A 23,248-nucleotide genomic window follows, 5' to 3' on the forward strand; every position below is an offset into this window, starting at 1 on the left:
GACTGAACAGTCTTTGAGTGGTGCCTCGGGGCGGACTCGAACCGCCACGCCTTGCGGCACCGGATTTTGAGTCCGGCACGTCTACCAATTCCATCACCGAGGCAGGTGTTTGCAGTGGAAATTCTGCTTACTTTGCTACTTTGTTACTGCTAAGACATAAGAGTGTAACAAAAAATGGTCAGATACCCCCTACCTTGGGTCTAGAACCCCTTAAAATGAGCTCTTCTAGCCAAATTATTAAAAGGACTTACCCGTATGGCCGGCCATTCGAAATGGGCCAATATTCAGCACCGCAAAGGTCGTCAGGACGAAAAACGCGGCAAGATTTGGACCAAACTCATTAAAGAAATTACCGTAGCCGCCAAATTAGGCGGTGGTGATATTGCTACTAACCCACGTTTACGCCTAGCTATTGATAAGGCCAAAGACTCCAATATGCCAAACGATAACGTGCAAAGAGCGATTCAACGCGGCACTGGATCTCTAGAAGGCGTGAACTACGAAGAAATTCGTTATGAGGGTTATGGCATGAATGGCGCCGCCATTATTGTGGATTGCTTAACCGATAACCGTACCCGCACCGTTGCTGAAGTTCGTCATGCTTTTAATAAGAATGGCGGCAATATGGGCACCGAAGGTTCTGTTGCTTTTTTATTCAAACACTGCGGTCAGATGTTATTTGCTCCAGGTACTAGCGAAGATCAACTCATGGAAGTTGCATTAGATGCTGGCGCTGAAGATGTGATTACTCACGATGACGGTTCTTTAGAGGTACTGTCTCCTGTTCCTGATTTTTCAAACGTACAAGATGCCATTAGTAAAGCAGGTCTCAAGCCTGAGCTAGCAACGGTTGCCATGCGCCCTGAAACTGAGATTGCCTTGGAAGGTGATCAGGCTGAGAGCATGCAGAAATTGTTAGATGCGCTTGAGAATTTGGATGACGTTCAAGAAGTGTTTACGAACGCGGCACTTTAATTTTTAACTTTATTTCTTTTAATTACTTCATTTAAATACTAGATAGCTTGTTATGAAAATTCTCCTAATCGGATCTGGCGGACGCGAACATGCGCTAGCTTGGAAGTTGGCTCAATCACCACAAGTCCAAACGGTTTATGTTGCTCCTGGCAATGGTGGTTCAGCAACTGCTAAACAAACTGCTGCAGGTATTGAGAACCTACCGATCACTGGATTGCAAGAGCTGGCTGATTTTGCTAAGCGCGAGAAGATTCATCTAACAGTTGTGGGCCCAGAAGCTCCGCTGGCCGCCGGCATTGTGGATGTATTCCGCAACAATGGCTTGCGTATTTTTGGCCCAACACAATTGGCGGCTCAACTGGAATCCTCTAAAGACTTTTCTAAAGCCTTTATGAAGCGTCATGGTATTCCAACGGCCGATTACCAAACGTTTTCTAGTGCACTTGAAGCGCATGCTTATATTGATGCCAAGGGTGCGCCAATTGTGATTAAGGCTGACGGCCTTGCGGCAGGTAAAGGTGTTGTAGTGGCAATGAGTCTTGAAGAGGCACATGCCGCTGTTGACATGATGTTGGCTGATAACAAATTAGGCAATGCAGGTGCCCGTGTGGTGATTGAAGAATTCCTAACAGGTGAAGAAGCCAGCTTTATTGTTCTTGTGGATGGCAAGAATGTTCTTGCTTTAGCGACCAGCCAAGATCACAAGCGCTTGCTCGATGCTGACCAAGGGCCAAATACGGGCGGCATGGGTGCTTACTCCCCTGCACCAGTTGTTACCCCAGAAATTCATGCGCGTGCATTGCGTGAGGTGATCATGCCAACAGTGAAGGGCATGCAAGCAGATGGCATTCCGTACACAGGCTTCTTGTATGCGGGCTTAATGATCTCTCCCGATGGCAAGATCAAGACTTTGGAATTTAACTGCCGCATGGGCGACCCAGAGACACAACCGATCATGGCTCGCCTGCGCAGTGATCTCGTCAATGCACTAGATCATGCAGTAGATGGAACGCTCAATGAAGTTGAACTGGAATGGGATCGTCGCACTGCCTTAGGCGTTGTGCTTGCAGCCCACAATTACCCTGATACCCCGCGTGCTGGTGATGTGATTACCGGCATTCCGGCTGATACTGAAGATCAAATTACGTTCCATGCTGGTACAAAATTACAAGATGACAAAGTAGTGACCTCCGGTGGACGGGTGATGTGCGTTGTTGGACTTGCTGATACCGTGCGTGGCGCCCAACAAAAAGCATATGAAGCCATCAACCATATCCAGTTTGACGGCATGCAATATCGTAAAGATATTGGCTACCGCGCAATTAAGTAAACCCATCAAGTTAGAACGCCCTTGTCAGATCAACAGACCCAAATCGATATCGCAACCTTAAAAGAGTATTTTTTAGGCTTGCAAGACCGAATCACAAGTGCAATGAGTGCTTTGGATGGCAAGGTCTTTGTTGCTGATGAGTGGCACAAACCTGAAGACAGCAAACTCAAGGGTTATGGTCGCACCTGCATTTTGGATGGCGGCAATATTCTGGAAAAAGGTGGAGTAGGCTTCTCCCATGTCCGTGGCGATCAAATGCCCCCTTCTGCATCACATCATCGTCCAGAGGTAGCAGGTCGTAGCTTTGAAGCAATGGGCGTGTCTTTGGTATTCCACCCGAATAACCCCAAAGTACCCACCACGCATATGAATGTGCGTTGCTTTATTGCGCAAGCGCCTGGTAAAGAGCCGGTATGGTGGTTTGGGGGTGGCTTTGACCTCACACCCTATTACGGCGTTGATGAAGACTGCAAACACTTTCATCAAACCGCTAAAGATGCCTTAGACCCTTTTGGCGAGGAGCTCTACCCTCGTTTTAAAAAATGGTGCGATGAATACTTTTACTTAAAACATCGCGAAGAGCCTCGTGGTATTGGCGGCGTTTTCTTTGATGACTTTAATGAGCTTGGGTTTGAGAAAAGTTTTGCTATGACTCGCGCAGTGGGTGATGCATTTATTTCTGCTTACCTACCAATCGTGCAGCGCCGCTATCAAGATAGCTTCACTCCCGAAGAAAAATCTTTCCAAGAGTATCGGCGCGGTCGCTATGTGGAATACAACCTGATCTTTGATCGTGGGACTATCTTTGGTTTGCACTCTGGTGGTCGCACCGAATCTATTTTGATGTCGATGCCACCAGTAGTTCAGTGGTGGTACAACTGGCAACCCAAGCCTGGTACTCCTGAGGCAAAGCTGTATGACTATTACCTTAAGCCACGAGATTGGCTAGTTTGAGCGCTATAAAGAAAATTGGCATTCTCGGGGGTACATTTGATCCGCCCCATGTTGGTCATTTAAAATTAGCTACGCATTTTGCAAAGCTACTCCACTTAGATGCACTGCTACTTATTCCGAGTGGTGAGCCATGGCAAAAGGGAACCGGTATTACTCCTGCAGAAATGCGCCTGAAGTTGACTGAAGCTGCCGGTATTGATTTAGCGCGCGCATTTTTATATCTCAAGATTTCCACTCAAGTAGGCATTGATCGCATGGAGATTGATCGCGCTGGGCCTAGTTATGCGATTGATACCGTTAAAGCCTTGCGTGAGCGCTTTGGAACAGGTGCTAGCCTGACTTGGCTAATGGGGGCAGATTCCTTGGTTGCCCTCCCTAGCTGGAACTCCTGGGAAAAGCTGAGTCAGTATGTTAATTTTGCGGTGGCGACTAGGCCGCATCATGATTTAAAGCTAGAAATAAGCTCTGAAGTAGGTCAATTTTTGAAGACCCATCAAACATCTGATGCCGACGCCCTTGAAAATAGCGCTGCAGGCCTCATATACATCGATGAAAGCTTGAATATTGATCTATCCTCAACAGCACTACGAGATCGCCTTAAATCCAGCTTACGGACCTCTATTGCATCCGAGCAAATTCCAACCCACACCCTAGAAATCATTACAAATCTGGGCTTGTACCAGTAATCAAGCTAAGATCACCCTAAATAGAAAAATTATTGCCGAGAAAATATGGACTTACGTAAATTACAACGCGTCGTGATTGATGCCCTAGAAGATGTTAAAGCACAAGATATCCGCGTGTATGACACCACTAAATTAAGCGAGTTATTTGATCGAGTAGTCATTGCCACTGGTTCTAGTAACCGTCAAACACGTTCTTTAGCTATGTCGGTTAAAGAAGAGGTGAATGCTAAAGGTGGAGAAGTCATTTCTATCGAAGGTTTAGAAACCGGCGAATGGGTACTGGTTGATTGTGGCGACATCGTCGTACATATTTTGCAACCGATGCTGCGCTCTTACTATCAGCTTGAGGGTATGTGGGGTGCCAAACCTGTACGCGTGAAATTAGCTGGTGACAAAGGTCTTGTTAAGGCCAGCGAATCCGAAGACGACGAGTAATATCGTCGTCACTTGCGGCAATGCGGCTCACCATCGTTTCTGTTGGTCATAAGATGCCTGAATGGGTTGCTACGGCAACTCATGACTACATCAAACGAATGCCTGCGGATTGCAGTATAGAAATCAAAGAGATCAAACCTGATCTCACACCCGCAAAGGAAGCCGTAAAAATTGCAGCAGCCATTCCCAAGGGATCCAGAGTGATCGCTTTGGATGAACGAGGCAAAGACCAAACCACTCAGAACTTAGCAACGCAACTAGCCAGCTGGCGCCAAGAAGGTTTTGACATTACCTTTTTAATTGGTGGTGCGGATGGCTTGGATCCTAGTCTGAAAGCAGGTGCGCAAGCCATGTGGCGACTCTCCAGCCTTACCTTGCCACATGCCATGGCCAGAGTCATGTTAGTAGAGCAGCTTTATCGAGCCTGGACTATTCTGCAAGGCCACCCCTATCATCGTGAGTAATCCGTTGAACTCTTTTATTTATCTGGCTTCGCAAAGTCCTCGCCGCCAAGAGATCTTGAGGCAAATGGGTGTTCGCTTTGAAATGCTGCTACCAAGTTCAGATGAAGATAGCGAGAGCATCGAAACCCCTCTCCCGCAAGAAAAGGCACGCACCTACGTAGAGCGCGTTACCTTAGCAAAAAGTGCTGCAGCACTTTTAAGGTGGGGAAAAAGTGGTTTGCCTTGGGCTCCCATTCTTTGCGCCGATACTACTGTGAGCTTACCCACTCATCCTGATGGTGAAATTCTGGGCAAGCCGGTTGACGCAGAGGATGCCACTCGAATTTTGACAATGCTCAGCGGCAAAATACATGAAGTTCTCAGCTCAGTAGCGGTGACCGTCAGTCCTGATGAAAAACCCATACAGCTTGTACAGGTCTCTAAAGTTCAGTTTGCCGATTTATCAACGGAACATATTGATGCCTATATTGCTAGCGGCGAACCCTTTGGTAAGGCTGGCGCCTATGGCATACAGGGCTTGGGTGGGGCTTTTATTCCCTCAATTCAGGGCAGCTATAGCGGTATCATGGGCCTACCTATTTATGAAACAAAGCTTTTACTAGATCGCGCCCAAGTCAGCAGCATATGAATGAAGAAATACTGATCAATATCACCCCGCAAGAAACGCGCGTTGCTTTAATTCAGCAAGGAGCAGTTCAAGAGCTACAAATTGAGCGCACTCGCCAACGCGGTATCGTGGGAAATATCTATTTAGCCAAAGTCGTTCGTGTACTGCCAGGCATGCAATCCGCATTTATCGAAATCGGTCTTGAGCGCACGGCATTTATGCACGTCGCTGACATCACACAAAATAATCCTCAAGCACAAATTGAAAAATTATTATTTGAAGGTCAAACACTGTTGGTGCAGGTATTAAAAGACCCTTTAGGGACAAAAGGTGCACGCTTAACAACCCAACTGAGTATTGCTGGACGCAATTTAGTTTATCTACCGCCAGCAGGTAGCGATACCGCTACCGAAAAATATATTGGTGTTTCTCAGCGGATTGATCAACCTGAAGAACGCGAAGCCATTAAGGCGCGTCTTGCAGGTCTAATGGCTGAAGACGAAAAAGGCGGCATCATCGTCCGCACTAGCGCTCAAGATGCATCTGATACAGAACTACAGCATGACATGCTTTACCTGCGAACTACCTGGGAAAACATTCATGCAGCCATGAAACACAATCCGGCGCCTACCCTACTCTATCAGGACCTTAGCCTAGCAGAGCGGGTATTGCGCGATGTTGCCGGTGAGGACACCACCCAAATCCGTGTGGATTCTGCCGAGAATTTTGAGAAGCTCAAAGCATTTACAAATGCCTACATGCCTAACCTTTTAGGTAAGTTGACTCTGCATCGCGGCGAACGCGCACTCTTTGACTTATTTGATGTTGATGCGGAGATTAATAAAGCACTAGGTCGCCGAGTCGATCTCAAGTCTGGTGGCTACCTCATGATCGATCAAACAGAGTCGATGACTACGATTGATGTGAACACAGGTAGTTACGTCGGTGCACGCAATCTCGATGACACTGTCTTTAAAACCAATCTAGAGGCAGCCCAAGCGATTGCACGTCAACTCCGTTTACGCAATCTGGGTGGAATCATCATCATTGATTTCATCGACATGATTGGCAAAGACCATCAAGAATCTGTGTTGCATGAACTCAAACGTAATCTTGAACGCGATCATGCACGCACCTCAGTAAGCGACTTTTCTGCATTAGGCTTGGTAGAAATGACCCGCAAACGGACGCGTGAGTCCTTAGCCCATATCACTTGTGAACCTTGCGCCACTTGCCTTGGCAAAGGTGAGATTAAAACTGCCCAAACGATTTGTTATGAGATTTTGCGGGAAATTGTGCGAGAGCACCGCCAATTTAATCCACGTGAATTTAGGATTGTGGCTGCGCCTGATGTAATTGATTTATTTCTAGAGGAAGAGAATCAATTCTTGGCGCAGTTGGGGGATTTCATTGGCAAGCCAATTACCCTACAAGCGGAAGGTAGCTTCCGCCAAGAGCAATACGATATTGTTCTGAGTTAAGTTTTCTGAATTAAGCGTTCGAGAATTGAATGCGATGCAAGTTCGCATACAAGCCATCATGCTTAATTAAATCCTCGTGAGAGCCATTCTCTACAATTTTGCCATGTTCCAAAACCACAATTCTGTCAGCATGCTCAATGGTCGATAAACGGTGTGCAATCACTAAAGTCGTTCTATTAGCCATTAGGGTATCCAGCGCTTCCTGAACCTGACGCTCGGATTCAGAATCCAGAGCCGATGTAGCTTCATCCAATATCAGAATTGGTGCATCTTTATAGATAGCACGTGCAATGGCTAAACGCTGACGTTGGCCGCCAGATAAGCGATTACCGTTGTCCCCAACCATGGAATCAATGCCTTCTGGCAATTCTTTGATCATAGCGCTGAGATTAGCGGCTTCTAATGCCTCTATCACGCGACCGCGATCGACTCCAGCTGGGCCATTTGCGCCATATGCCACATTAGCGGCAATAGTGTCATTAAAGAGAATAACGTCTTGACTGACAAATGCGATTTGTCGACGTACATCTGCGAGCACAATATCTTCCAGCGGAATGTCATCCAAGTAAATGTGGCCACTAGTGGGCTTGAAGAATCGAGGTAACAAATTGACCAGGGTCGACTTACCGCCACCAGATGGTCCCACAAAGGCAATCACCTCCCCAGGCTTGATGGTGAGATTGATATTACTTAAAGCGTCTTGACGTCCAGCTTCTTGCTGATAAGAGAACCCTACATTATCAAAACGAATGGCGCCTTTTGCCTTATTAAGCGGCTTCATACTTTGCTTGCGGTCTTGATCTTCCTCAAAAGGTTGATCCATCAATGCAAAAATCATCTCTGCTGCAGTAAGACCACGCTGCAAAGGTTGGTTGATATCCGCTAAATGCTTCAAGGGAGAAATCACCAACATCATTGCAGTAATGAAGGCTGCAAACCCACCCACAGTAGCACCTTCCGTAGCAGATTGCATCAAGGCAATCACCAACACCACGGACAAAGCCATGGAGGCAATGAGTTGTGTAATTGGCTGATTTAGACCGCCGGCCACTGCAGACTTCAAGGCAAACTGGCGCAAGCGTTCTGCCTTTTGCATGAAGCGGGACATTTCATACTCTTCAGCACCATGAACTTTAACGATCTTGTATCCAGCTGCAGCCTCTTCAACAATATAAGCAAGATCGCTTGTGAGCGTTTGCTGCTCCCTGTTAAGAGACCTTAAGCGACGATTAATTTTGCTCATGATGAATGCAATGACGGGAAAAATAACTAAGACAACTAAAGTCAACTGCCAATTTAAATAAATTAAATAACCAATTAAACCAACGACCGTCAATGAATCTCGCACTAAGCTAATTAACATTGTTCCCATGACGGAGAGAACGTTATTCACCTCAAAGACAACGCCATTAATTAAAGTCGATGCCGAGTTCTTTTGAAAAAAAGTAGTGCTAGCGTTCAAAAGGGTTTGAAACATTTGCGCACGTAACTTTAAAAGTACGGAGTTAATTACCCTAGTAAGTAAATAGTTCGACAAAAATTGGGCCAAACTTCGCACCAAAGCCAAACCCACCAAGAAAACCGGTACTTGCCAGAGCTTGCTATTAAGTTGACCTGTAAATCCACGATCCAACAAAGGCTTCATTAGGGCAGGGATTGAGGTCTCGGCGGCGGCAACTACAGCCATAGCCAACAAAGACCCAACAATCAAGTTGATATGGGGCTTGAGATAGGTAATTAAGCGATTTAGGGCGGTACGGTCTTGAGCATTCATATAATGAATTATGCCCACCTTATCAGTCATACTCATCACCCGCAATGAAGAGGCCAATTTGGACGATTGTTTGGCCTCTCTGGAGGGGATCGCCCAGCAGATCGTGGTTGTTGATACCAACAGCTCTGACCGCACCCTTGAGATAGCCAAAAACCACGGTGCAACGATAGCCCAGCCGCCGGATTGGCCTGGTTTTGGGCCCCAAAAGAACCGCGCCCTGGATTTAGCTACCAGCGAATGGGTTCTATCCTTGGATGCCGATGAAAGACTCACCCCTGCTCTAAAGTCAGAAATTCTGACGGCCATTCACCATAGCGCCCATGTAGATTGCTTTGCCATCCCCAGACTTTCTTGGTATTGCGGACGCTTTATCCGTCACTCCGGCTGGAGCCCGGATTATGTCGATCGTTTATTTAAACGAGGCACCGCCCGCTTCTCAGATGATTTGGTTCATGAACGCCTAGTTCCCAATGGTCAAGTCGCAAAATTGGAAAATCCCATGCTGCATTACAGCTTCATGAACTACTCTCAAGTACTCCAAAAGCTAGATCGCTACTCCACAGCCTCAGCAGAGCAAGCATTTGCTAGAGGTAAAACAAGCAACCCTCTTAAGGCAGTCCTGCATGGTGCATGGGCATTTTTCCGCACCTATGTTTTGCGTGCGGGATTTTTAGACGGTCCTCAAGGATTTGCATTAGCAGTATCCAATGGTCAAGGAACCTATTACCGCTATATCAAGTTGTGGCACCTGAATCAGGAAGCCGGTAAATGATTTCGATTTTGCTAGCCACCTATAACTGGCCACAAGCACTCAAGCTTTGCCTAGAATCTCTGGCTACGCAAACCGATCAGGACTTTGAAATCATCATCGCTGACGATGGCTCTACTGAGAGCACAAAACACCTCATTGAATCTATTAAAGGTTCATACCCCGCTTCTATCACCCATCTTTGGCAAGAAGACCAAGGCTTTCAGAAAACCAAGATCCTCAATAAAGCCATCGCTGCAGCTCATGGCGATTACTTGGTTTTCCTGGATGGCGATTGCATTGTCCAGCCAGACTTTGTGGCTCAGCATCGTGCGCTAGCACAAAAGGGATACTTAGTTACCGGCAGCAGAGTCCTGCTCAATGAACACCTCACCACCGAATTACTCGCTTGGCCTCAGTGGAATTATGAGCGCTTTTCTTCAAACCTTATCAGCAAGCGCTTGAGTGGAGGCATCAATAAATATTGGCCCCTCAAAGTAAAGCTGGGTAACGGCTCCTGGCGTGACTACAAAAAATTTGTTTGGCGTCGCATCAAGGGTTGCAACATGGCTTGCTGGAAAGCCGATGCTGAAGCAATCAATGGCTTTGATGAAACTATGACCGGCTGGGGCCATGAGGATGCCGATTTTATCTTCCGCTTACAACACCATCGCATCCGTCGCAAGTCAGGCTCATGGTCCACGGAAGTACTCCATCTCTTTCATCCAATCCACGATCAAGGCAATGCTGCCGAGAATGCTCGACGTGTTCGCGAGAAGATCTTGGCTAAGGCTCTTTGACTTTTTAAAACGCTATGACTGCTTATTCCGCACTTAAACCTAAAAAGGTTTTATTTATTGCCACGAGGCAAATTGGAGACGTATTAGTAACAACGCCTCTGATTAGCAAAGCCAGAGAGCTTTGGCCTCATGCGGAGTTTCATTTTTTAGGATATCGCGGCAAGTTAGAGATGCTTCATGGCAATCCCGACATTGCTGAAGTGATTGAAACTTCAGATCGCCCCGGTTTTGGTGAATATCTCACCCTCTTTAATCGCCTCTTTCAGCGTTATGACTTAGCAGTTGTGACGCAACCTAGTGATCGCGCCTACCTTTATGGCTTAGTAGCGGCCTTTAGAAGGGTTGGTGTACTGGGTGGTCATCCTCAAGGCAAAGATGCACAAGACCAACAGAAAAGAAGTAAGAGTGAGAAGCAAAATGCCTGGAAGAAATTTATCTGCATGCACACAGTGGATGTTGACTACTTTAAGCAGCATGTTATTGCCGAAAAACTGCGCCTACTAGAGGACTTTTTTAAAAACCGAGCTGAATTATTTTCCAAACCGATCTTAGTTACTCCGCCTGCAGGAGAGCCCTTAACGCCGGTCATTGCAAACGAACTTAAGCAACCTTATGTTGTTGTACACCCAGGACCATTAACGGCCTATAAGCGCTGGCCGCTTGCGTATTGGCAAGAGCTCATCACTTGGCTCGTAAGTCAGAACTTCCAGGTAATCCTCAGTGCGTCACCTGCTAAGCAAGATATACAACTTAATCACGACATCATTTCCTTGTTGGATGATGAAACTAAGAAAAAAGTGATTAATGCTGCTGGTAAATTATCCATCCCCCAAGCAGGCACTTTGATTCGTGGGGCCGCTTTGTATATTGGGGTTGATACTTCAATCACCCATTTAGCAGCAGCATGCAATACCCCAACCATCACTCTGTTTGGTGCCACCCCACCAACGAACTTTGGTCCATGGCCCAATGGTTTTATTGGTGAGCAGCCATATCAATTGCGTGCTCGCACCCAAACCGTTGGCAATGTCACCATCCTGCAAGGCCCTGGTGAATGCGTGCCTTGCCGTAAAGCCGGATGCCTAGATAAGGCCGATAGTTATAGTGAGTGCTTGGACCTGCTAGAACCCAAGCAAGTCATTGAGGCAATTCAGAAGGCATTACCGAACTAAAGCAACGGTCAATCCTGCAATACCGTACTTAGTGATACTGAATCTGTACAGGATCTTTTTGCTTAGAAGCTAGGATTTGATTTAAGCCATGCAAACAGGCATCGTCAGGATAGATACGCAACTCTTCTGGGAACTGCATCAAGCAAGCACCGCCACTAGTAGTGACGGCAGCCGTCAGCATTAAGCCCTTCATACCATCATTGGATCCCGGCGCAGCAGGGGCAGATGCACCAAGCTTAGGATCACGCACACGATTAGCCATAAGGTAGGGATTAATTTGGCTACGGAGCATCTTGATATCAACCGCATTATCAATACAGACATGCACGTTACGGGCAAAGCGCATTCGCGCACCCGTGATATCCATTACCGCCTCAGACACAATACGCATGCCGCCTGAGAACTTATCGGGCGTCACATTCACCTTTGCAACCAAGAGCTCATCCTCTTTTAGCCAAGAACGATTGGGCTCGTAGACTTCGCTATACAAGGTGACTTCGAGGGCAGCAGAGCCATCATCGATAGTTGCAATCATCATGCGACCGCGTTGACCAGTCAGCATTCGAGCTGAAGTAATAATGCCAGCAATGAGTTGATCTTTACCCTCTGTTACCTTAGATAAAGGCTGCCGGATAAAGTGAGAAGTCTCATCGCGATAGGCGTCAAACATGTGCCCTGTTAGGCAAAGACCCAAGGCATTCTTCTCTTCTTGCAAACGCTTCTTTTCAGACCAGATAGGCTCACGCACTAACTCTGGAAGATGGCGATCCTCTTCACCGGCCGCCTCAAACAAGCTCACCTGGTGAATCGATGCCTCGGCTTGTTCAGCAGCCTCAATCGCTCTGGCTAAAGAGGCAAGTAAGGTAGAGCGAATGTCATACAGATTCCCACCCGCTGGAACGGAATCACGATACAAGCTATCAAAAGCACCTGCACGCATCAGCGCTTCAATCGCGCGGCGATTGACTTGCCTACGATCCACTCGTGCACAAAAATCAAACAAATCTTTAAATGGCCCGCCACTTTCACGTGCCTTCACGATAGATTCAATCGCCGCTTCACCGGTACCACGCACCGCACCTAAACCATAACGAATATGGCTGATGGAAGAATCTGGAGCAGCATCTGGTGCGCGCAATGGGGTGAACTCATAAACACCGGTATTGATATCTGGCGAGAACACCCGAATGTTATTCACTGAGCAATCGTCATACAGAATTTTCACCTTATCGGTGTCATCCATTGCGAGTGATAAGTTGGCTGCCATAAATTCAGCCGGGTAATACGCTTTGAGCCAAGCGGTTTGATATGCCAAGAGTGCGTAAGCGGCAGCATGGGACTTATTAAATCCATAACCCGCAAAACGCTCCATCAAGTCATAGATCTCATTTGCCTTTGACTCGGTAATGCCACCCGCTTTTGCACCATCACTAAAGATCTTGCGATGTTGAGCCATTTCTTCAGGCTTTTTCTTACCCATCGCACGACGTAACATGTCGGCACCACCCAATGAGTAGCCGCCAATCATCTGCGCCATTTGCATCACCTGCTCTTGATAGACCATGATGCCGTAGGTCTCGCGCAGAACAGGCTCAATACGGGGATCGGGATACTCTACCTTTTGACGACCATGCTTACGCTCAATAAAGTCTGGGATCAAATCCATTGGGCCCGGACGATACAAAGCCACTAGGGCAATAATGTCCTCAAAGCGGTCTGGCTTGGCTTCACGTAGCATGCCCTGCATGCCGCGGCTTTCTAGCTGAAATACTGCGACAGTATTAGCGCGCTTCAGAACATCAAATGCTTTTTCATCATCGAGCGCAATCTCTCCGATATTCCAGTCTCTGCGATCAGCGTGTAATGATTTAATCCAACGCTCTGCTGCTGCCAAAATAGTGAGAGTAGTCAGACCCAAGAAGTCGAACTTCACTAGACCAATCGCTTCTACGTCATCCTTATCAAATTGACTGATCACAGAGCTACTGTCTTGATCTTTGCTTTCTTGTGTGTAGAGTGGGCAAAAATCAGTGAGGCGCCCTGGGGCAATTAAGACACCGCCCGCATGCATACCCACGTTACGGGTCATGCCCTCTAACTGCTGCGCCAAGGAAAGTAATTGACGCACTTCATCTTCATTCTTTTCGCGCTCGGCTAATTGCTTCTCTTCCTTCTTCGCCATCTCAATGGTCATATACTGACCTGGCTTATTCGGAATGAGTTTGGCAATTCCGTCTACGAAGTTATAGCCCTGCTCTAGTACACGCCCCACATCACGAATCGCCGCTCTAGCTGCCATAGTTCCGAAGGTGGCGATCTGACTCACCGCATCTTTACCGTACTTATCCTTTACATACTGAATCACACGGTCGCGACCATGTTGGCAAAAGTCGATATCAAAGTCGGGCATCGATACCCGCTCTGGGTTAAGGAAGCGCTCAAAGAGTAAGTTGTAACGGAGCGGATCCAAGTCGGTAATACCGAGTGAGTACGCCACTAAAGATCCGGCACCGGATCCGCGGCCTGGACCTACAGGCACGCCATTATTTTTAGCCCAGTTAATAAAGTCTGCCACGATCAAGAAGTAACCCGGGAAGCCCATTTGAGAAATCGTCTTGACTTCAAATACCAAACGATCGTAATAACGCTTCATTTCTGCTTCGCGCTCTTCTGCATCCGGGAAATTGCGCTCCATGTGGCGCTTCAAACCGACCTCGGATTGCTGCAACAAATAGTCTTCCAAAGTAATTCCAGGCGGTATTGGAAAATCTGGTAAACGCGGTTGACCCAATACCAATGAGAGATTGCAACGTTTGGCAATTTCAACCGAGTTCGCTAGTGCGACTGGCAAATCAGCAAAACGCTTTTCCATTTCCTCTTGGGTCAGGAAGTACTGCTCGTCATTAAACTTTTTGGTTCGGCGTGGATTGCCGAGTAACTCCCCTTCAGCAATACATACGCGGGCTTCATGCGCTGTAAAGTCGCTCTTTTGCATGAACTGCACTGGGTGGGTTGCAACCACCGGTAGGTTTAGTTCACTGGCGAGATGGCAAGCAAGCTGGAGTTGCTTTTCATCTTGAGGATTACCGCCGCGCTGGACCTCAATGTAGAAAGACTTCGGAAAGAGTTTTTCGTAGCGTCTAGCAACAATCTTGGCATGGTCTTCTTGCCCACCCAATAGCGCGATGCCGACTTCACCCATACCTGCGCCAGAAAGTGCAATCAAGCCATAAGAGAGAGTGCGCTTGGCCACTTTATCTTCTGCTTTGGCCGCAGGCTCACTAAACCAAGCGGAATCGACTTCAGCGCGACCACGAGATTGATTGTCGAGAGATGCCCTACTGAGTAGCTCACATAAATTGAGGTAACCGGAATGATTTTGTACCAAGAGCAATAAGCGATGAGGCTGATCTGGATCCTGAGGATTGCTCACCCAAACATCCGCTCCGGCAATCGGCTTGATCCCGCCAGAACGGGCAGCAGTATAGAACCGCACCAAACCAAATAAATTACTTAAATCCGTAATCGCTAACGCGCCCATCTCATCTTTGACGGCAGCAGCTACCGCATCATCAATGCGCACGACTCCATCCGTAATCGAAAACTCGGAATGGACGCGAAGATGAACAAAACGGGGTGAAGCCATGAGATGATTTTAGCTGTGTCCACACTCAAAAACCCTTCATCCCCAACCGGCGGCTATCGCGGGCGATTCGCCCCCTCGCCCACCGGTCCGCTACATGCCGGATCCCTGGTTGCCGCCCTAGGAAGCTGGCTAGATGCCCGTAAAAATGGGGGTAAATGGCTGCTTAGAATCGAGGATTTGGACACCCCAAGGTGCCTCCCTGAAGCAACCGGGCAAATTCAGACTCAATTACTCGCCTGCGGCCTTTCTTGGGATGAGGAGGTCATTCATCAATCTCAGCGCCAAGAGGCTTATCAAAGGGCTTTAGAGCGCTTAAATGGGCTTCAATGCCTCTATTCCTGCACTTGCTCAAGACAAACCATTGCCAATGCCCTAGCTAAGCTCGGAATAGAGACACCCCGCAATCAAGAAATGATCTATCCCGGCACTTGCCGCCCTGCCCACATAATCAGCAATCCCACAGAATCTATCGAGGAATTACAACGTGCTTGGCGAATTGGTCTTCCCCAAAATTGCCATATTGAATTTAACGACTTAGCTCTGGGCTCTCAAAGCCAAAACCTCAATGCAGAAGTAGGCGATTTTGTACTACGCAGGAATGATGGCTTATTTACCTATCAGCTAGCTGTAGTCGTTGATGATGCCGAGCAGAACATTACACACATCGTTCGTGGCAAAGATTTGCTGAGTAATACTGCAAGGCAAATTTATCTACAAGAGATATTGGGATACAAGCGGCCAGAATATCTTCATCTTCCACTGGTGCTCGATGAGCATGGTGAAAAACTGAGCAAGCAAACTTTAGCAACACAAATTAATACGCAAGATAAGAAACACTCGCTGAGAGAGTTACGTAAAGCAGCAATACATTTGGGATTGCAGAATTTGCCGGATGGCGAGAATGTCACTATTGCAGAGTGGCTGCTTGCAGCCACTCATGCATGGCGAAGTTAATTACTCAGTTAATTATTTTTTCTTAAAGCCGCCGAGTAAAGCACCAACAGCAGGTTTTGCAGGAGTAATGCCCGCTTTCTTCTCTTCTGGCTTAGCAGCATCTACAGTAGATACAGACGCTGCACTTGGCTCGTAAGGCTTATAGAAGAAAGGGTCAGACATTTTTACTGGCGCGCTGTAAGAGCTTCTAGAGCCACTGGAGCTGCCATAACTACTAGATGAAGGACGGCTTTGCGAAGGCGCACCTTCAGGCAAAGGCTGAACATCCAACTTACGCTTCATTAGCTTTTCGATATCGTCAAGCAAACGCTTTTCACTGGCATCAACTAAGGCAATCGCATCCCCTTTACTGCCGGCACGACCTGTACGACCAATGCGGTGAATAAAGTCTTCTGCGTTATAAGGTAACTCGTGATTAATCACGCACGGCATATCGGGAATATCTAAACCTCGAGCAGCCACATCGGTTGCCACTAATGCTTCGATTGCGCCAGATTTAAATGCGTCCAAAGTTAAAGTACGCTCACCCTGACTCTTGTCACCATGAATCGCGCCCGCTTTAATACCGTCACGCTCTAAGGCACGAGATAACTTTGCACATCCTAAACGACTATTGGTAAAGATGATGCATTGGCGTGATAAGCCAGCACGAGTACGTGCTTCAAGGACTTTGACAATCGCGCGTTGCTTATCGGCAGAGGAAACCATGTGCACTACTTGTTTCACCGTATCAGCCGCAGCATTTTGACGTGCCACTTCAACCGTTACCGGAGTACGTAAATAACTTTGTGCCAGTTTCTTAATTTCTGGTGAGAACGTTGCAGAGAACAACAATGTCTGTCTTTGCGCAGGAATCAAATCAATGATGCGCTGTAGGTCAGGCAAGAAACCCATATCAAGCATGCGATCGGCTTCGTCTAAAACCAAAATCTCCACTTGGGAGAGGTTGGCAACCTTAGAGCCAATGTGATCAAGCAAGCGTCCTGGAGTGGCGATCAAAATCTCTACGCCATTACGCAGTATTGATACTTGTTCTTTCATATCCACGCCACCATAAACAACGGCAGCGCGTAAATCAGTGTGTTTGGAATAGCTTGCCGCATTTTCGGCTACTTGCACTGCCAGCTCACGTGTCGGAGTGAGAACCAGTGCACGGATTGGATGACGTGCTGGCGATGCGCTGTTATTCGCGTGACGCAAAATCTTTTGAATGATCGGCAATACAAAGGCAGCCGTCTTACCAGTACCAGTTTGTGCTGCACCCATCAAGTCACTACCCGCCAATACATGCGGAATAGATTGCGCTTGAATCGGAGTGGGAATAGTGTAACCCTGCTCAAGAACCGCTTTTTGAATTTTCGGGTCTAAACCAAAGTCAGCAAAAGTGATTGTTGCTGGAGGAGCAGTATCAGTAGCACCAGGGGTAGCGGTATCGCTCACCCCTGTAGAAGAATTTATTTCAGTAGCAGTATTTGTCAAGGTAACTTACAGGATGGCCGCAATGCCGGCCTTAGCGGTTTCAGCATCCTCGGTCGATTTAACGCCGGAAACGCCGACTGCGCCGATGGTAAACCCATTTACATCGATATTGACCCCACCCTCCAACATGCCCGAAATATGTGGGGCAGATAAGAAAGAGGTGCGACCGTTATTAATAATTTCTTCGTAAACGCGACTCTCACGTTTACCCATTGCAGCTGTACGTGCCTTCTCTTGTGCAATGTATGCAGATACCGGAGCACAACCATCACGACGAATCAAGCCCAACATATGACCACCATCATCACAAACGGCAATCGTTACTGCCCAATTATTGGCAGCCGCATGCTTATTAGCTGCATCCAAAATCTTTTGGGCATCAGCTTGAGTGAGGTAAGGTTTAGTTGCGGTCATGTTTAATCTTTCTATCTCGAATATGGTGTATTTATTTCATGCACTTCTATATAAGTACTTGAATTATAAGGGGTGTAGCCAGATTGAACCTGAGGAATCTGGCTCCACCCACCCTAATTTGCTCTAAGTTGCCCTAAGTACTTCTTATTTAAGGAACTCTTGGGCTGCAACGACTCCACTGGCCTTGGGTTTGTAACCCATAGAACCCAGACTCATCTCTACCCCACTGAGGGCGGCCATCAAGCTCAATTCATTGCAATCGCCTAAATGGCCAATGCGAAATGCCTTGCCTTTGATCTTGCCTAAACCTGTTCCCAAGGAGAGGTTGAATTTCTCCAGCGCATGTTTACGCAATACATCCGCATCCATACCTTCTGGTGTTGCAATACAAGTCAACACTGGTGAGTAGCAGTCTTTATCTTGACACTGAATTTCTAGACCCCATGCATTGACTGCTTCACGACAAGCAGCAGCTAAACGCTGGTGACGCGCAAAGATCGCATCCAATCCTTCGGCCATCATCATGTCCATAGCTTCATGCAAACCGTACATCAAATTGGTGCTGGGAGTCGTTGGCCAATATCCATTTTTATTAGACTCTAGGATCTCATCCCAAGCCCAATACGATTTATGTATTTTGTTTCTTTCACTGACTTCAATTGCACGTGGTGACAAAGCATTAAAGCCAATTCCAGGTGGCAACATCAAGCCTTTTTGTGAGCCGGAGATAGTTACGTCTGCGCCCCATTTGTCATGCTCATAATCGGCTGAACCCAAGCCAGATACACTGTCTACGAGCAATAAGGCTGGATGCTTTAAGGAATCAATTGCTTTTCTTACGGCAGCAATATTGGAGGTAACGCCAGTTGAAGTTTCGTTATGCACTACGCAAACAGCTTTGATCTCATGACCAGTATCTTTGCGCAAACGCTCTTCAATCACAGATGCATCTACTCCCCAACGCCAAGAATCTTGTCCGGCTTTACCAACCACCTCAACATCTAAACCAAGACGCTTACCAAGTGCACGCCACAAGTTTGCAAATTGACCAGTTTCATAGAACAACACTTTGTCACCAGGATTGAGAACGTTGACTAATGCACCTTCCCAAGCGCCGGTTCCGGACGCGGAATAAATAATGACCGGTTGCTCAGTTTTAAAAATCTTTTTGATGCCATCCAATACCTTGAGACCAAACGCACCAAATTCTGGACCACGGTGATCAATAGTTTGATAGCTAATGGCGCGCAGTACGCGTGGGGGCACAGGACTTGGGCCGGGGATATGTAAAAAATGGCGTCCTGATGCGTGGTTATCAAGTTTCAACATGCTTTGTCTCACTTTTAAAGTGTTTATAGGTAGTTATTTCTGCTGCTAGTGTATGACAATTTTGGGGAAATTTCCATTTTGTATACAATTTATTTGAAATAATCCTCGGAATAAAGCCTAAATTAAGCATTTAAAGGCTGTATTTATACTTTAAGATGGTTTATTCTTATTTTGTATACAAATTAATAAGCCAAGAGCTTAACTAAGGGTTGATCCATGACGGTAGTAGAACAGCCAAATTCACAAAATTTGCATGAAGCGACTTTCGAGAAGCTGAGATCCCTCTTGGTCGAGGGCAAGATTGCCCCTGGCAGTAAATTGAATGAGCGTGAATTGGCTGAAAGCCTCAACGTCTCCCGCACCCCCATTCGGGAGGCGATTCGCCGTTTGGCAGCTGAAGGTCTGGTGGAGCTGATCGCCAATCGTGGTGCAATTGCAGTGCAACTCAGCCTTGCAGATGTTTTAAATACGTTTGATGTCATTGCAGATCTCGAGGGGTTCTCAGGAGAATTGGCTGCCAACAATATTAGCGATGCCACTCTCTCTGAATTAGAAGCCCTCCAATATGAAATGATGGCCTCTTATGCACGCCGTGATTTATCGAGTTATTACAAACTCAATTTACGTATTCATCATCTGATTAATCAGGCAGCAAACAATCCTGTTTTATCAAAACTCTTTACCCAAGTCAATGCGCGCATTGAAGCATTACGCTTTCGCTCCAATCAAGATGGCGTTAAGTGGGAAAAGGCTGTGGAAGAACATCAAGAAATGCTCGATGCCCTTAAGGCACGAGATAGTGTCCGCATGAGAAAAATTATGATTCAACACGTCAGAAATAAGCGCGATGTCGTTGCTCAATTACTCCAATCAGAATCCCTGTCAGAAGCTACCAAATCATGAACAAACCCTTAGATCTTAAAGAACTCATGGTTGATCAAGCGGCTTTAGCAGCTCGTCTTCGCAAGGAGACTTCAGGGGAAGTGATGACGGATACTGCGAGTCGCGGGCGCTATGCAACAGATGCCTCGATCTATCAAGCCATGCCGGTTGCAGTCTTTGTGCCGAAAACTGCTCAAGATATTGCTAGCGCGATTCAGATAGCAGCAGAGATGGGCGTGCCTGTGCTCCCCCGTGGTGGCGGCACAAGTCAGTGCGGTCAAACTACTGGTGCAGCACTAGTGATCGATAACACCAAATACTTCAGAAATGTTTTAGATCTCAATCTGGATAAGGGTTATGTTGAAGTTGAGCCAGGCATTGTGCTGGACCATCTCAATGGCTCGCTCAAGCAACATGGTCTCTGGTATCCAGTGGATGTTTCTACTGCTGGACAAGCGACGATTGGCGGTATGGCCGGTAATAACTCTTGCGGTAGCCGCTCAATTGCTTACGGCAATATGGTGCATAACGTTTTGGGTATTGATGCCTGGTTAGCAGATGGCAGAATTGCCAACTTCAGCGATTACGCAAGTAGCACAGGGGCTGCTAAGCAGTTAGGTGACTTTGTTAAAAATCTAGCCACTACCCTCCAACCAGAAATCGAGGCACGCTTTCCGAAGGTATTGCGACGCGTAGCTGGCTATAACCTCGATATCTTTCATCCACAGAGTGAGTTACCTTACACAAAAGATGGCAGTGTCAATCTAGCCCACCTTCTAGTTGGTAGCGAAGGCACTCTTGGGTACTTTAAGTCACTCAAACTCAAGCTCGCGCCTTTGCCACAACATAAGGTACTGGGCATTGTGAACTTCGCTAGCTTCTACAAAGCAATGGATAGTGCTCAGCATATTGTGAAGCTTGACCCTACCGCTGTTGAGTTGGTTGATCGCACCATGATTGATTTAGCGCGTAGCAATCCCAGCTTTAAGAAAACCATTGAAACCGCCTTAATTGATCACACAGCCCAGACTCCAGAAGCCATTTTGTTGGTTGAGTTTTCCGGTGAATCTCATGCACCATTGCTTGAGAAGCTCAAAGCCTTACAAGAACTGATGAGTGATCTGGGCTTGCCTGGATCTGTTGTGCCGATGCCTGATGCGTCTCTGCAAAAGAACCTATGGGAAGTGCGCAAAGCAGGCCTTAATATCATGATGAGCCTCAAGGGCGACGGTAAGCCGGTGAGCTTTATTGAAGACTGTGCTGTTCCGCTAGAAAGTTTGGCCGAATACACCCAAGCTTTAACAGATGTGTTTTCTAAATATGGCTCACGTGGCACTTGGTATGCCCATGCTTCTGTGGGAACACTGCACGTGCGCCCTATTTTGGATATGCGCAGAGATGGCGCCCAGAAGATGCGTGCGGTTGCTGAAGAGGCTTCTGCTTTGGTGCGCAAATACAAAGGCGCATACAGCGGTGAACATGGTGATGGCTTATGCCGCGGCGAATGGATCTCTTGGCAGTTTGGCCCCAAGATCACTGAAGCCCTCGCAGAAATCAAATACGCTTTTGATCCCAAGGGATTATTTAATCCGGGCAAGATCATCAATCCGCCTAAGATGGATGATGCGAGCAACTTTAGATTTCCACCAAGCTATAAAGTTATCCCTTTGCAACCTGCATTAGATTGGTCTGCCTGGAACGTTCAGAACGATCCCGTCACAGAGGCAACTACCGCGCCTGGCACTGGCGGTGATCCCGCCATGGGCTTAGCTAAAGCAGTGGAGATGTGCAATAACAATGGTCACTGCCGCAAGTTTGATGCTGAAGTGATGTGCCCAAGCTATCGCGTAACGCGTGATGAGAAACACCTCACCCGCGGCAGAGCAAATACTTTGCGTCTGGCACTGTCAAATCAACTCGACATCAAAGATGAGACCTCACCGCTCGGTAGCGACGCAATTAAAGAAGTGATGGAGCTGTGTGTAAGCTGTAAAGCTTGCCGTCGTGAGTGCCCTACTGGCGTGGATATGGCCAAGATGAAGATTGAGTTCTTATCCGCCTATAAGAAACGTGTTGGTCATTCATTACGAGATCTAGCAGTTGCCTATTTGCCTAAATATGCCAACACGATTAGCGCTATTCCATTCCTGCCAACCTTACTCAACTTACGCAATCACATTAAGCCTATTGCAACACTTCAAGAGTGGGTCATGGGGATTTCTGCGCAAAGAAGTTTGCCGATTTGGAAGGGTAAAACTTTCTGGAATCAGAAAGCGGCAAACATTTATCAATACAGCCCAGAGCAATTGGCTAACAATACTGATGGCAAAGGCGTTGTTCTATTGGCAGACACCTTTAATGCCTACTTTGAAGATGAGAATCTCCAAGCTGCATTAAAAGTACTGAATGCTGCAGGCTATCGCGTGCATATTCCTCACAAGAGTCAAAGCAACGCCACCAAACAAACAAATAAAAGTGAAGGTGGCTGCTCTAAAGAGTTTTGCTGTGGCAGAACCTATCTTGCGGCTGGCATGGTCGATAAGGCCAAGGAAACTCTCGGTGAATTGGTTGATCACCTCGCGCCCTACGCAGACAAGAACATTCCGATTATTGGTTTAGAGCCTTCTTGCCTCTTCACCCTAAAGGATGAAGCCTTGGTGATGGGCTTTGGTGACAAAGCAATAAGCGTTTCTAAACAAGCGCAATTACTCGAAGAGTTTTTAACTAGCGAAGTACGAGCAGGAAAACTCAAATTGAATCTCAAAGCAGCCGATAAGTCTGTCTTGTTTCATGGTCACTGCCATCAGAAGGCATTTGCTGCGGTGACTCCTGCAATGGAATTACTCAAACTTATTCCGAATGCAGAGCCTAAGCTGATTGAGTCTTCTTGCTGCGGTATGGCCGGGAGCTTTGGCTATGAAGCTGAACATATTGAAGTTTCTAAGCAAATGGCAGAAGCGAGTCTTTTGCCTAGTATTCGAAAATCGCCAGATAGTTGGGTGGTAGCTGATGGCACCAGCTGTCGCCATCAAATTGCCGATGGCACCCAAAGAGAAGTTGTGCATATCGCCAGAATTTTGGCGGCGCATCTATAAGAGCAAAAAGAGGATGGGGCGGC

At 47.1% G+C, this 23,248-nt stretch carries 18 protein-coding genes, 1 tRNA gene and 1 pseudogene; 14 read left to right on the plus strand and 6 right to left on the minus strand.

Going from position 1 to position 23,248, the window contains the following annotated elements:
• Window positions 1-18: 18 nt before the first annotated feature.
• Window positions 19-103: transfer RNA gene (locus tag VC182_RS09765), tRNA-Leu, on the minus strand.
• A 152-nt stretch (window positions 104-255) separates the two neighbouring features.
• Here VC182_RS09765 and VC182_RS09770 point away from each other — a divergent pair.
• The 8 genes and pseudogenes from VC182_RS09770 to rng all read left to right on the plus strand — a co-directional run bounded on the left by VC182_RS09770 (window position 256) and on the right by rng (window position 6,932).
• Complete coding sequence (locus VC182_RS09770; protein ID WP_072583807.1) at window positions 256-975, plus strand: YebC/PmpR family DNA-binding transcriptional regulator; 720 nt, start codon at window positions 256-258, stop codon at window positions 973-975.
• 52 nt (window positions 976-1,027) lie between these two features.
• On the plus strand, window positions 1,028-2,305 hold the full coding sequence (gene purD / locus VC182_RS09775) for a phosphoribosylamine--glycine ligase (protein WP_323485181.1): 1,278 nt from the start codon (window positions 1,028-1,030) through the stop codon (window positions 2,303-2,305).
• A gap of 42 nt (window positions 2,306-2,347) precedes the next feature.
• Window positions 2,348-3,259, plus strand: a complete 912-nt coding sequence (hemF, locus tag VC182_RS09780) for an oxygen-dependent coproporphyrinogen oxidase (RefSeq protein ID WP_323485202.1) — start codon at window positions 2,348-2,350, stop codon at window positions 3,257-3,259.
• On the plus strand, window positions 3,256-3,945 hold the full coding sequence (locus tag VC182_RS09785; protein ID WP_216243386.1) for a nicotinate-nucleotide adenylyltransferase: 690 nt from the start codon (window positions 3,256-3,258) through the stop codon (window positions 3,943-3,945). The genes hemF and VC182_RS09785 overlap by 4 nt, the downstream gene beginning before the upstream one ends.
• Window positions 3,946-3,990: 45 nt before the next feature.
• Window positions 3,991-4,377, plus strand: a pseudogene (gene rsfS, locus VC182_RS09790) (ribosome silencing factor); the annotation flags it as partial.
• 23 nt (window positions 4,378-4,400) lie between these two features.
• Entirely contained in the window at window positions 4,401-4,844 is a 444-nt protein-coding gene (gene rlmH / locus VC182_RS09795) for a 23S rRNA (pseudouridine(1915)-N(3))-methyltransferase RlmH (RefSeq protein ID WP_072583962.1), read from the plus strand.
• A complete protein-coding gene (locus VC182_RS09800) occupies window positions 4,837-5,472 on the plus strand; it encodes a Maf family protein (RefSeq protein WP_323485182.1) in 636 nt (211 codons plus the stop codon). The genes rlmH and VC182_RS09800 overlap by 8 nt, the downstream gene beginning before the upstream one ends.
• Window positions 5,469-6,932 carry a ribonuclease G gene (gene rng / locus VC182_RS09805; protein WP_072583964.1) on the plus strand — a complete coding sequence of 488 codons (1,464 nt, stop codon included), beginning with the start codon at window positions 5,469-5,471 and terminating at the stop codon, window positions 6,930-6,932. Before VC182_RS09800 ends, rng begins: the two co-directional genes overlap by 4 nt.
• Before the next feature lie 10 nt (window positions 6,933-6,942).
• Here rng and msbA read toward each other — a convergent pair whose 3' ends face one another.
• The gene (msbA, locus tag VC182_RS09810; RefSeq protein ID WP_323485183.1) at window positions 6,943-8,706 is read right to left on the minus strand and encodes a lipid A export permease/ATP-binding protein MsbA; all 1,764 of its coding nucleotides are present in this window, start codon (window positions 8,704-8,706) and stop codon (window positions 6,943-6,945) included.
• A gap of 10 nt (window positions 8,707-8,716) precedes the next feature.
• Between msbA and VC182_RS09815 the strand changes: the two genes are divergently transcribed.
• Genes VC182_RS09815 through VC182_RS09825 form a run of 3 tightly spaced genes read left to right on the plus strand, consistent with a single transcriptional unit; the run spans window position 8,717 to window position 11,426 of the window.
• Entirely contained in the window at window positions 8,717-9,478 is a 762-nt protein-coding gene (locus VC182_RS09815; protein WP_072583966.1) for a glycosyltransferase family 2 protein, read from the plus strand.
• Complete coding sequence (locus tag VC182_RS09820; RefSeq protein ID WP_072583967.1) at window positions 9,475-10,254, plus strand: glycosyltransferase family 2 protein; 780 nt, start codon at window positions 9,475-9,477, stop codon at window positions 10,252-10,254. The genes VC182_RS09815 and VC182_RS09820 overlap by 4 nt, the downstream gene beginning before the upstream one ends.
• Window positions 10,255-10,268: 14 nt before the next feature.
• On the plus strand, window positions 10,269-11,426 hold the full coding sequence (locus VC182_RS09825) for a glycosyltransferase family 9 protein (RefSeq protein WP_216121266.1): 1,158 nt from the start codon (window positions 10,269-10,271) through the stop codon (window positions 11,424-11,426).
• 28 nt (window positions 11,427-11,454) lie between these two features.
• Here VC182_RS09825 and dnaE read toward each other — a convergent pair whose 3' ends face one another.
• Window positions 11,455-15,072 carry a DNA polymerase III subunit alpha gene (gene dnaE, locus VC182_RS09830; RefSeq protein WP_323485184.1) on the minus strand — a complete coding sequence of 1,206 codons (3,618 nt, stop codon included), beginning with the start codon at window positions 15,070-15,072 and terminating at the stop codon, window positions 11,455-11,457.
• A 15-nt stretch (window positions 15,073-15,087) separates the two neighbouring features.
• On the opposite strand from dnaE, the gene gluQRS reads away from it, so the two are divergent.
• On the plus strand, window positions 15,088-16,026 hold the full coding sequence (gluQRS, locus tag VC182_RS09835) for a tRNA glutamyl-Q(34) synthetase GluQRS (RefSeq protein ID WP_323485185.1): 939 nt from the start codon (window positions 15,088-15,090) through the stop codon (window positions 16,024-16,026).
• A 12-nt stretch (window positions 16,027-16,038) separates the two neighbouring features.
• Here gluQRS and VC182_RS09840 read toward each other — a convergent pair whose 3' ends face one another.
• The 3 genes from VC182_RS09840 to VC182_RS09850 all read right to left on the minus strand — a co-directional run bounded on the left by VC182_RS09840 (window position 16,039) and on the right by VC182_RS09850 (window position 19,248).
• The gene (locus VC182_RS09840) at window positions 16,039-17,505 is read right to left on the minus strand and encodes a DEAD/DEAH box helicase (protein ID WP_323485186.1); all 1,467 of its coding nucleotides are present in this window, start codon (window positions 17,503-17,505) and stop codon (window positions 16,039-16,041) included.
• Window positions 17,506-17,511: 6 nt separating this feature from the next.
• Window positions 17,512-17,919, minus strand: coding sequence for a GlcG/HbpS family heme-binding protein (locus tag VC182_RS09845; RefSeq protein WP_072583972.1), 408 nt, complete (start codon window positions 17,917-17,919; stop codon window positions 17,512-17,514).
• 144 nt (window positions 17,920-18,063) lie between these two features.
• Window positions 18,064-19,248 carry a pyridoxal-phosphate-dependent aminotransferase family protein gene (locus VC182_RS09850; RefSeq protein ID WP_323485187.1) on the minus strand — a complete coding sequence of 395 codons (1,185 nt, stop codon included), beginning with the start codon at window positions 19,246-19,248 and terminating at the stop codon, window positions 18,064-18,066.
• A gap of 216 nt (window positions 19,249-19,464) precedes the next feature.
• On the opposite strand from VC182_RS09850, the gene VC182_RS09855 reads away from it, so the two are divergent.
• Both VC182_RS09855 and VC182_RS09860 read left to right on the plus strand, forming a co-directional pair.
• A complete protein-coding gene (locus tag VC182_RS09855; protein ID WP_072583974.1) occupies window positions 19,465-20,151 on the plus strand; it encodes a GntR family transcriptional regulator in 687 nt (228 codons plus the stop codon).
• Window positions 20,148-23,225 (plus strand): FAD-binding and (Fe-S)-binding domain-containing protein, encoded by a 3,078-nt coding sequence (locus tag VC182_RS09860; protein WP_323485188.1) that lies wholly within the window; start codon window positions 20,148-20,150, stop codon window positions 23,223-23,225. The genes VC182_RS09855 and VC182_RS09860 overlap by 4 nt, the downstream gene beginning before the upstream one ends.
• Window positions 23,226-23,248 lie beyond the last annotated feature (23 nt).

The sequence above is a fragment of the Polynucleobacter sp. AP-Nickl1-40-C4 genome (genome assembly GCF_035012665.1).
Classification (GTDB): Bacteria; Pseudomonadota; Gammaproteobacteria; order Burkholderiales; family Burkholderiaceae; genus Polynucleobacter.

Excerpts from the sequence above, each read along its gene's own strand:
- dnaE (WP_323485184.1), bottom strand. The coding sequence starts at position 15,072 with ATGGCTTCACCCCGTTTTGTTCATCTTCGCGTCCATTCCGAGTTTTCG.
- VC182_RS09845 (WP_072583972.1), bottom strand. The coding sequence starts at position 17,919 with ATGACCGCAACTAAACCTTACCTCACTCAAGCTGATGCCCAAAAGATT.
- VC182_RS09860 (WP_323485188.1), top strand. The coding sequence starts at position 20,148 with ATGAACAAACCCTTAGATCTTAAAGAACTCATGGTTGATCAAGCGGCT.
- rng (WP_072583964.1), top strand. The coding sequence starts at position 5,469 with ATGAATGAAGAAATACTGATCAATATCACCCCGCAAGAAACGCGCGTT.
- VC182_RS09820 (WP_072583967.1), top strand. The coding sequence starts at position 9,475 with ATGATTTCGATTTTGCTAGCCACCTATAACTGGCCACAAGCACTCAAG.
- rlmH (WP_072583962.1), top strand. The coding sequence starts at position 4,401 with ATGCGGCTCACCATCGTTTCTGTTGGTCATAAGATGCCTGAATGGGTT.
- VC182_RS09770 (WP_072583807.1), top strand. The coding sequence starts at position 256 with ATGGCCGGCCATTCGAAATGGGCCAATATTCAGCACCGCAAAGGTCGT.
- purD (WP_323485181.1), top strand. The coding sequence starts at position 1,028 with ATGAAAATTCTCCTAATCGGATCTGGCGGACGCGAACATGCGCTAGCT.
- VC182_RS09855 (WP_072583974.1), top strand. The coding sequence starts at position 19,465 with ATGACGGTAGTAGAACAGCCAAATTCACAAAATTTGCATGAAGCGACT.
- VC182_RS09815 (WP_072583966.1), top strand. The coding sequence starts at position 8,717 with ATGCCCACCTTATCAGTCATACTCATCACCCGCAATGAAGAGGCCAAT.
- msbA (WP_323485183.1), bottom strand. The coding sequence starts at position 8,706 with ATGAATGCTCAAGACCGTACCGCCCTAAATCGCTTAATTACCTATCTC.
- VC182_RS09825 (WP_216121266.1), top strand. The coding sequence starts at position 10,269 with ATGACTGCTTATTCCGCACTTAAACCTAAAAAGGTTTTATTTATTGCC.
- VC182_RS09850 (WP_323485187.1), bottom strand. The coding sequence starts at position 19,248 with ATGTTGAAACTTGATAACCACGCATCAGGACGCCATTTTTTACATATC.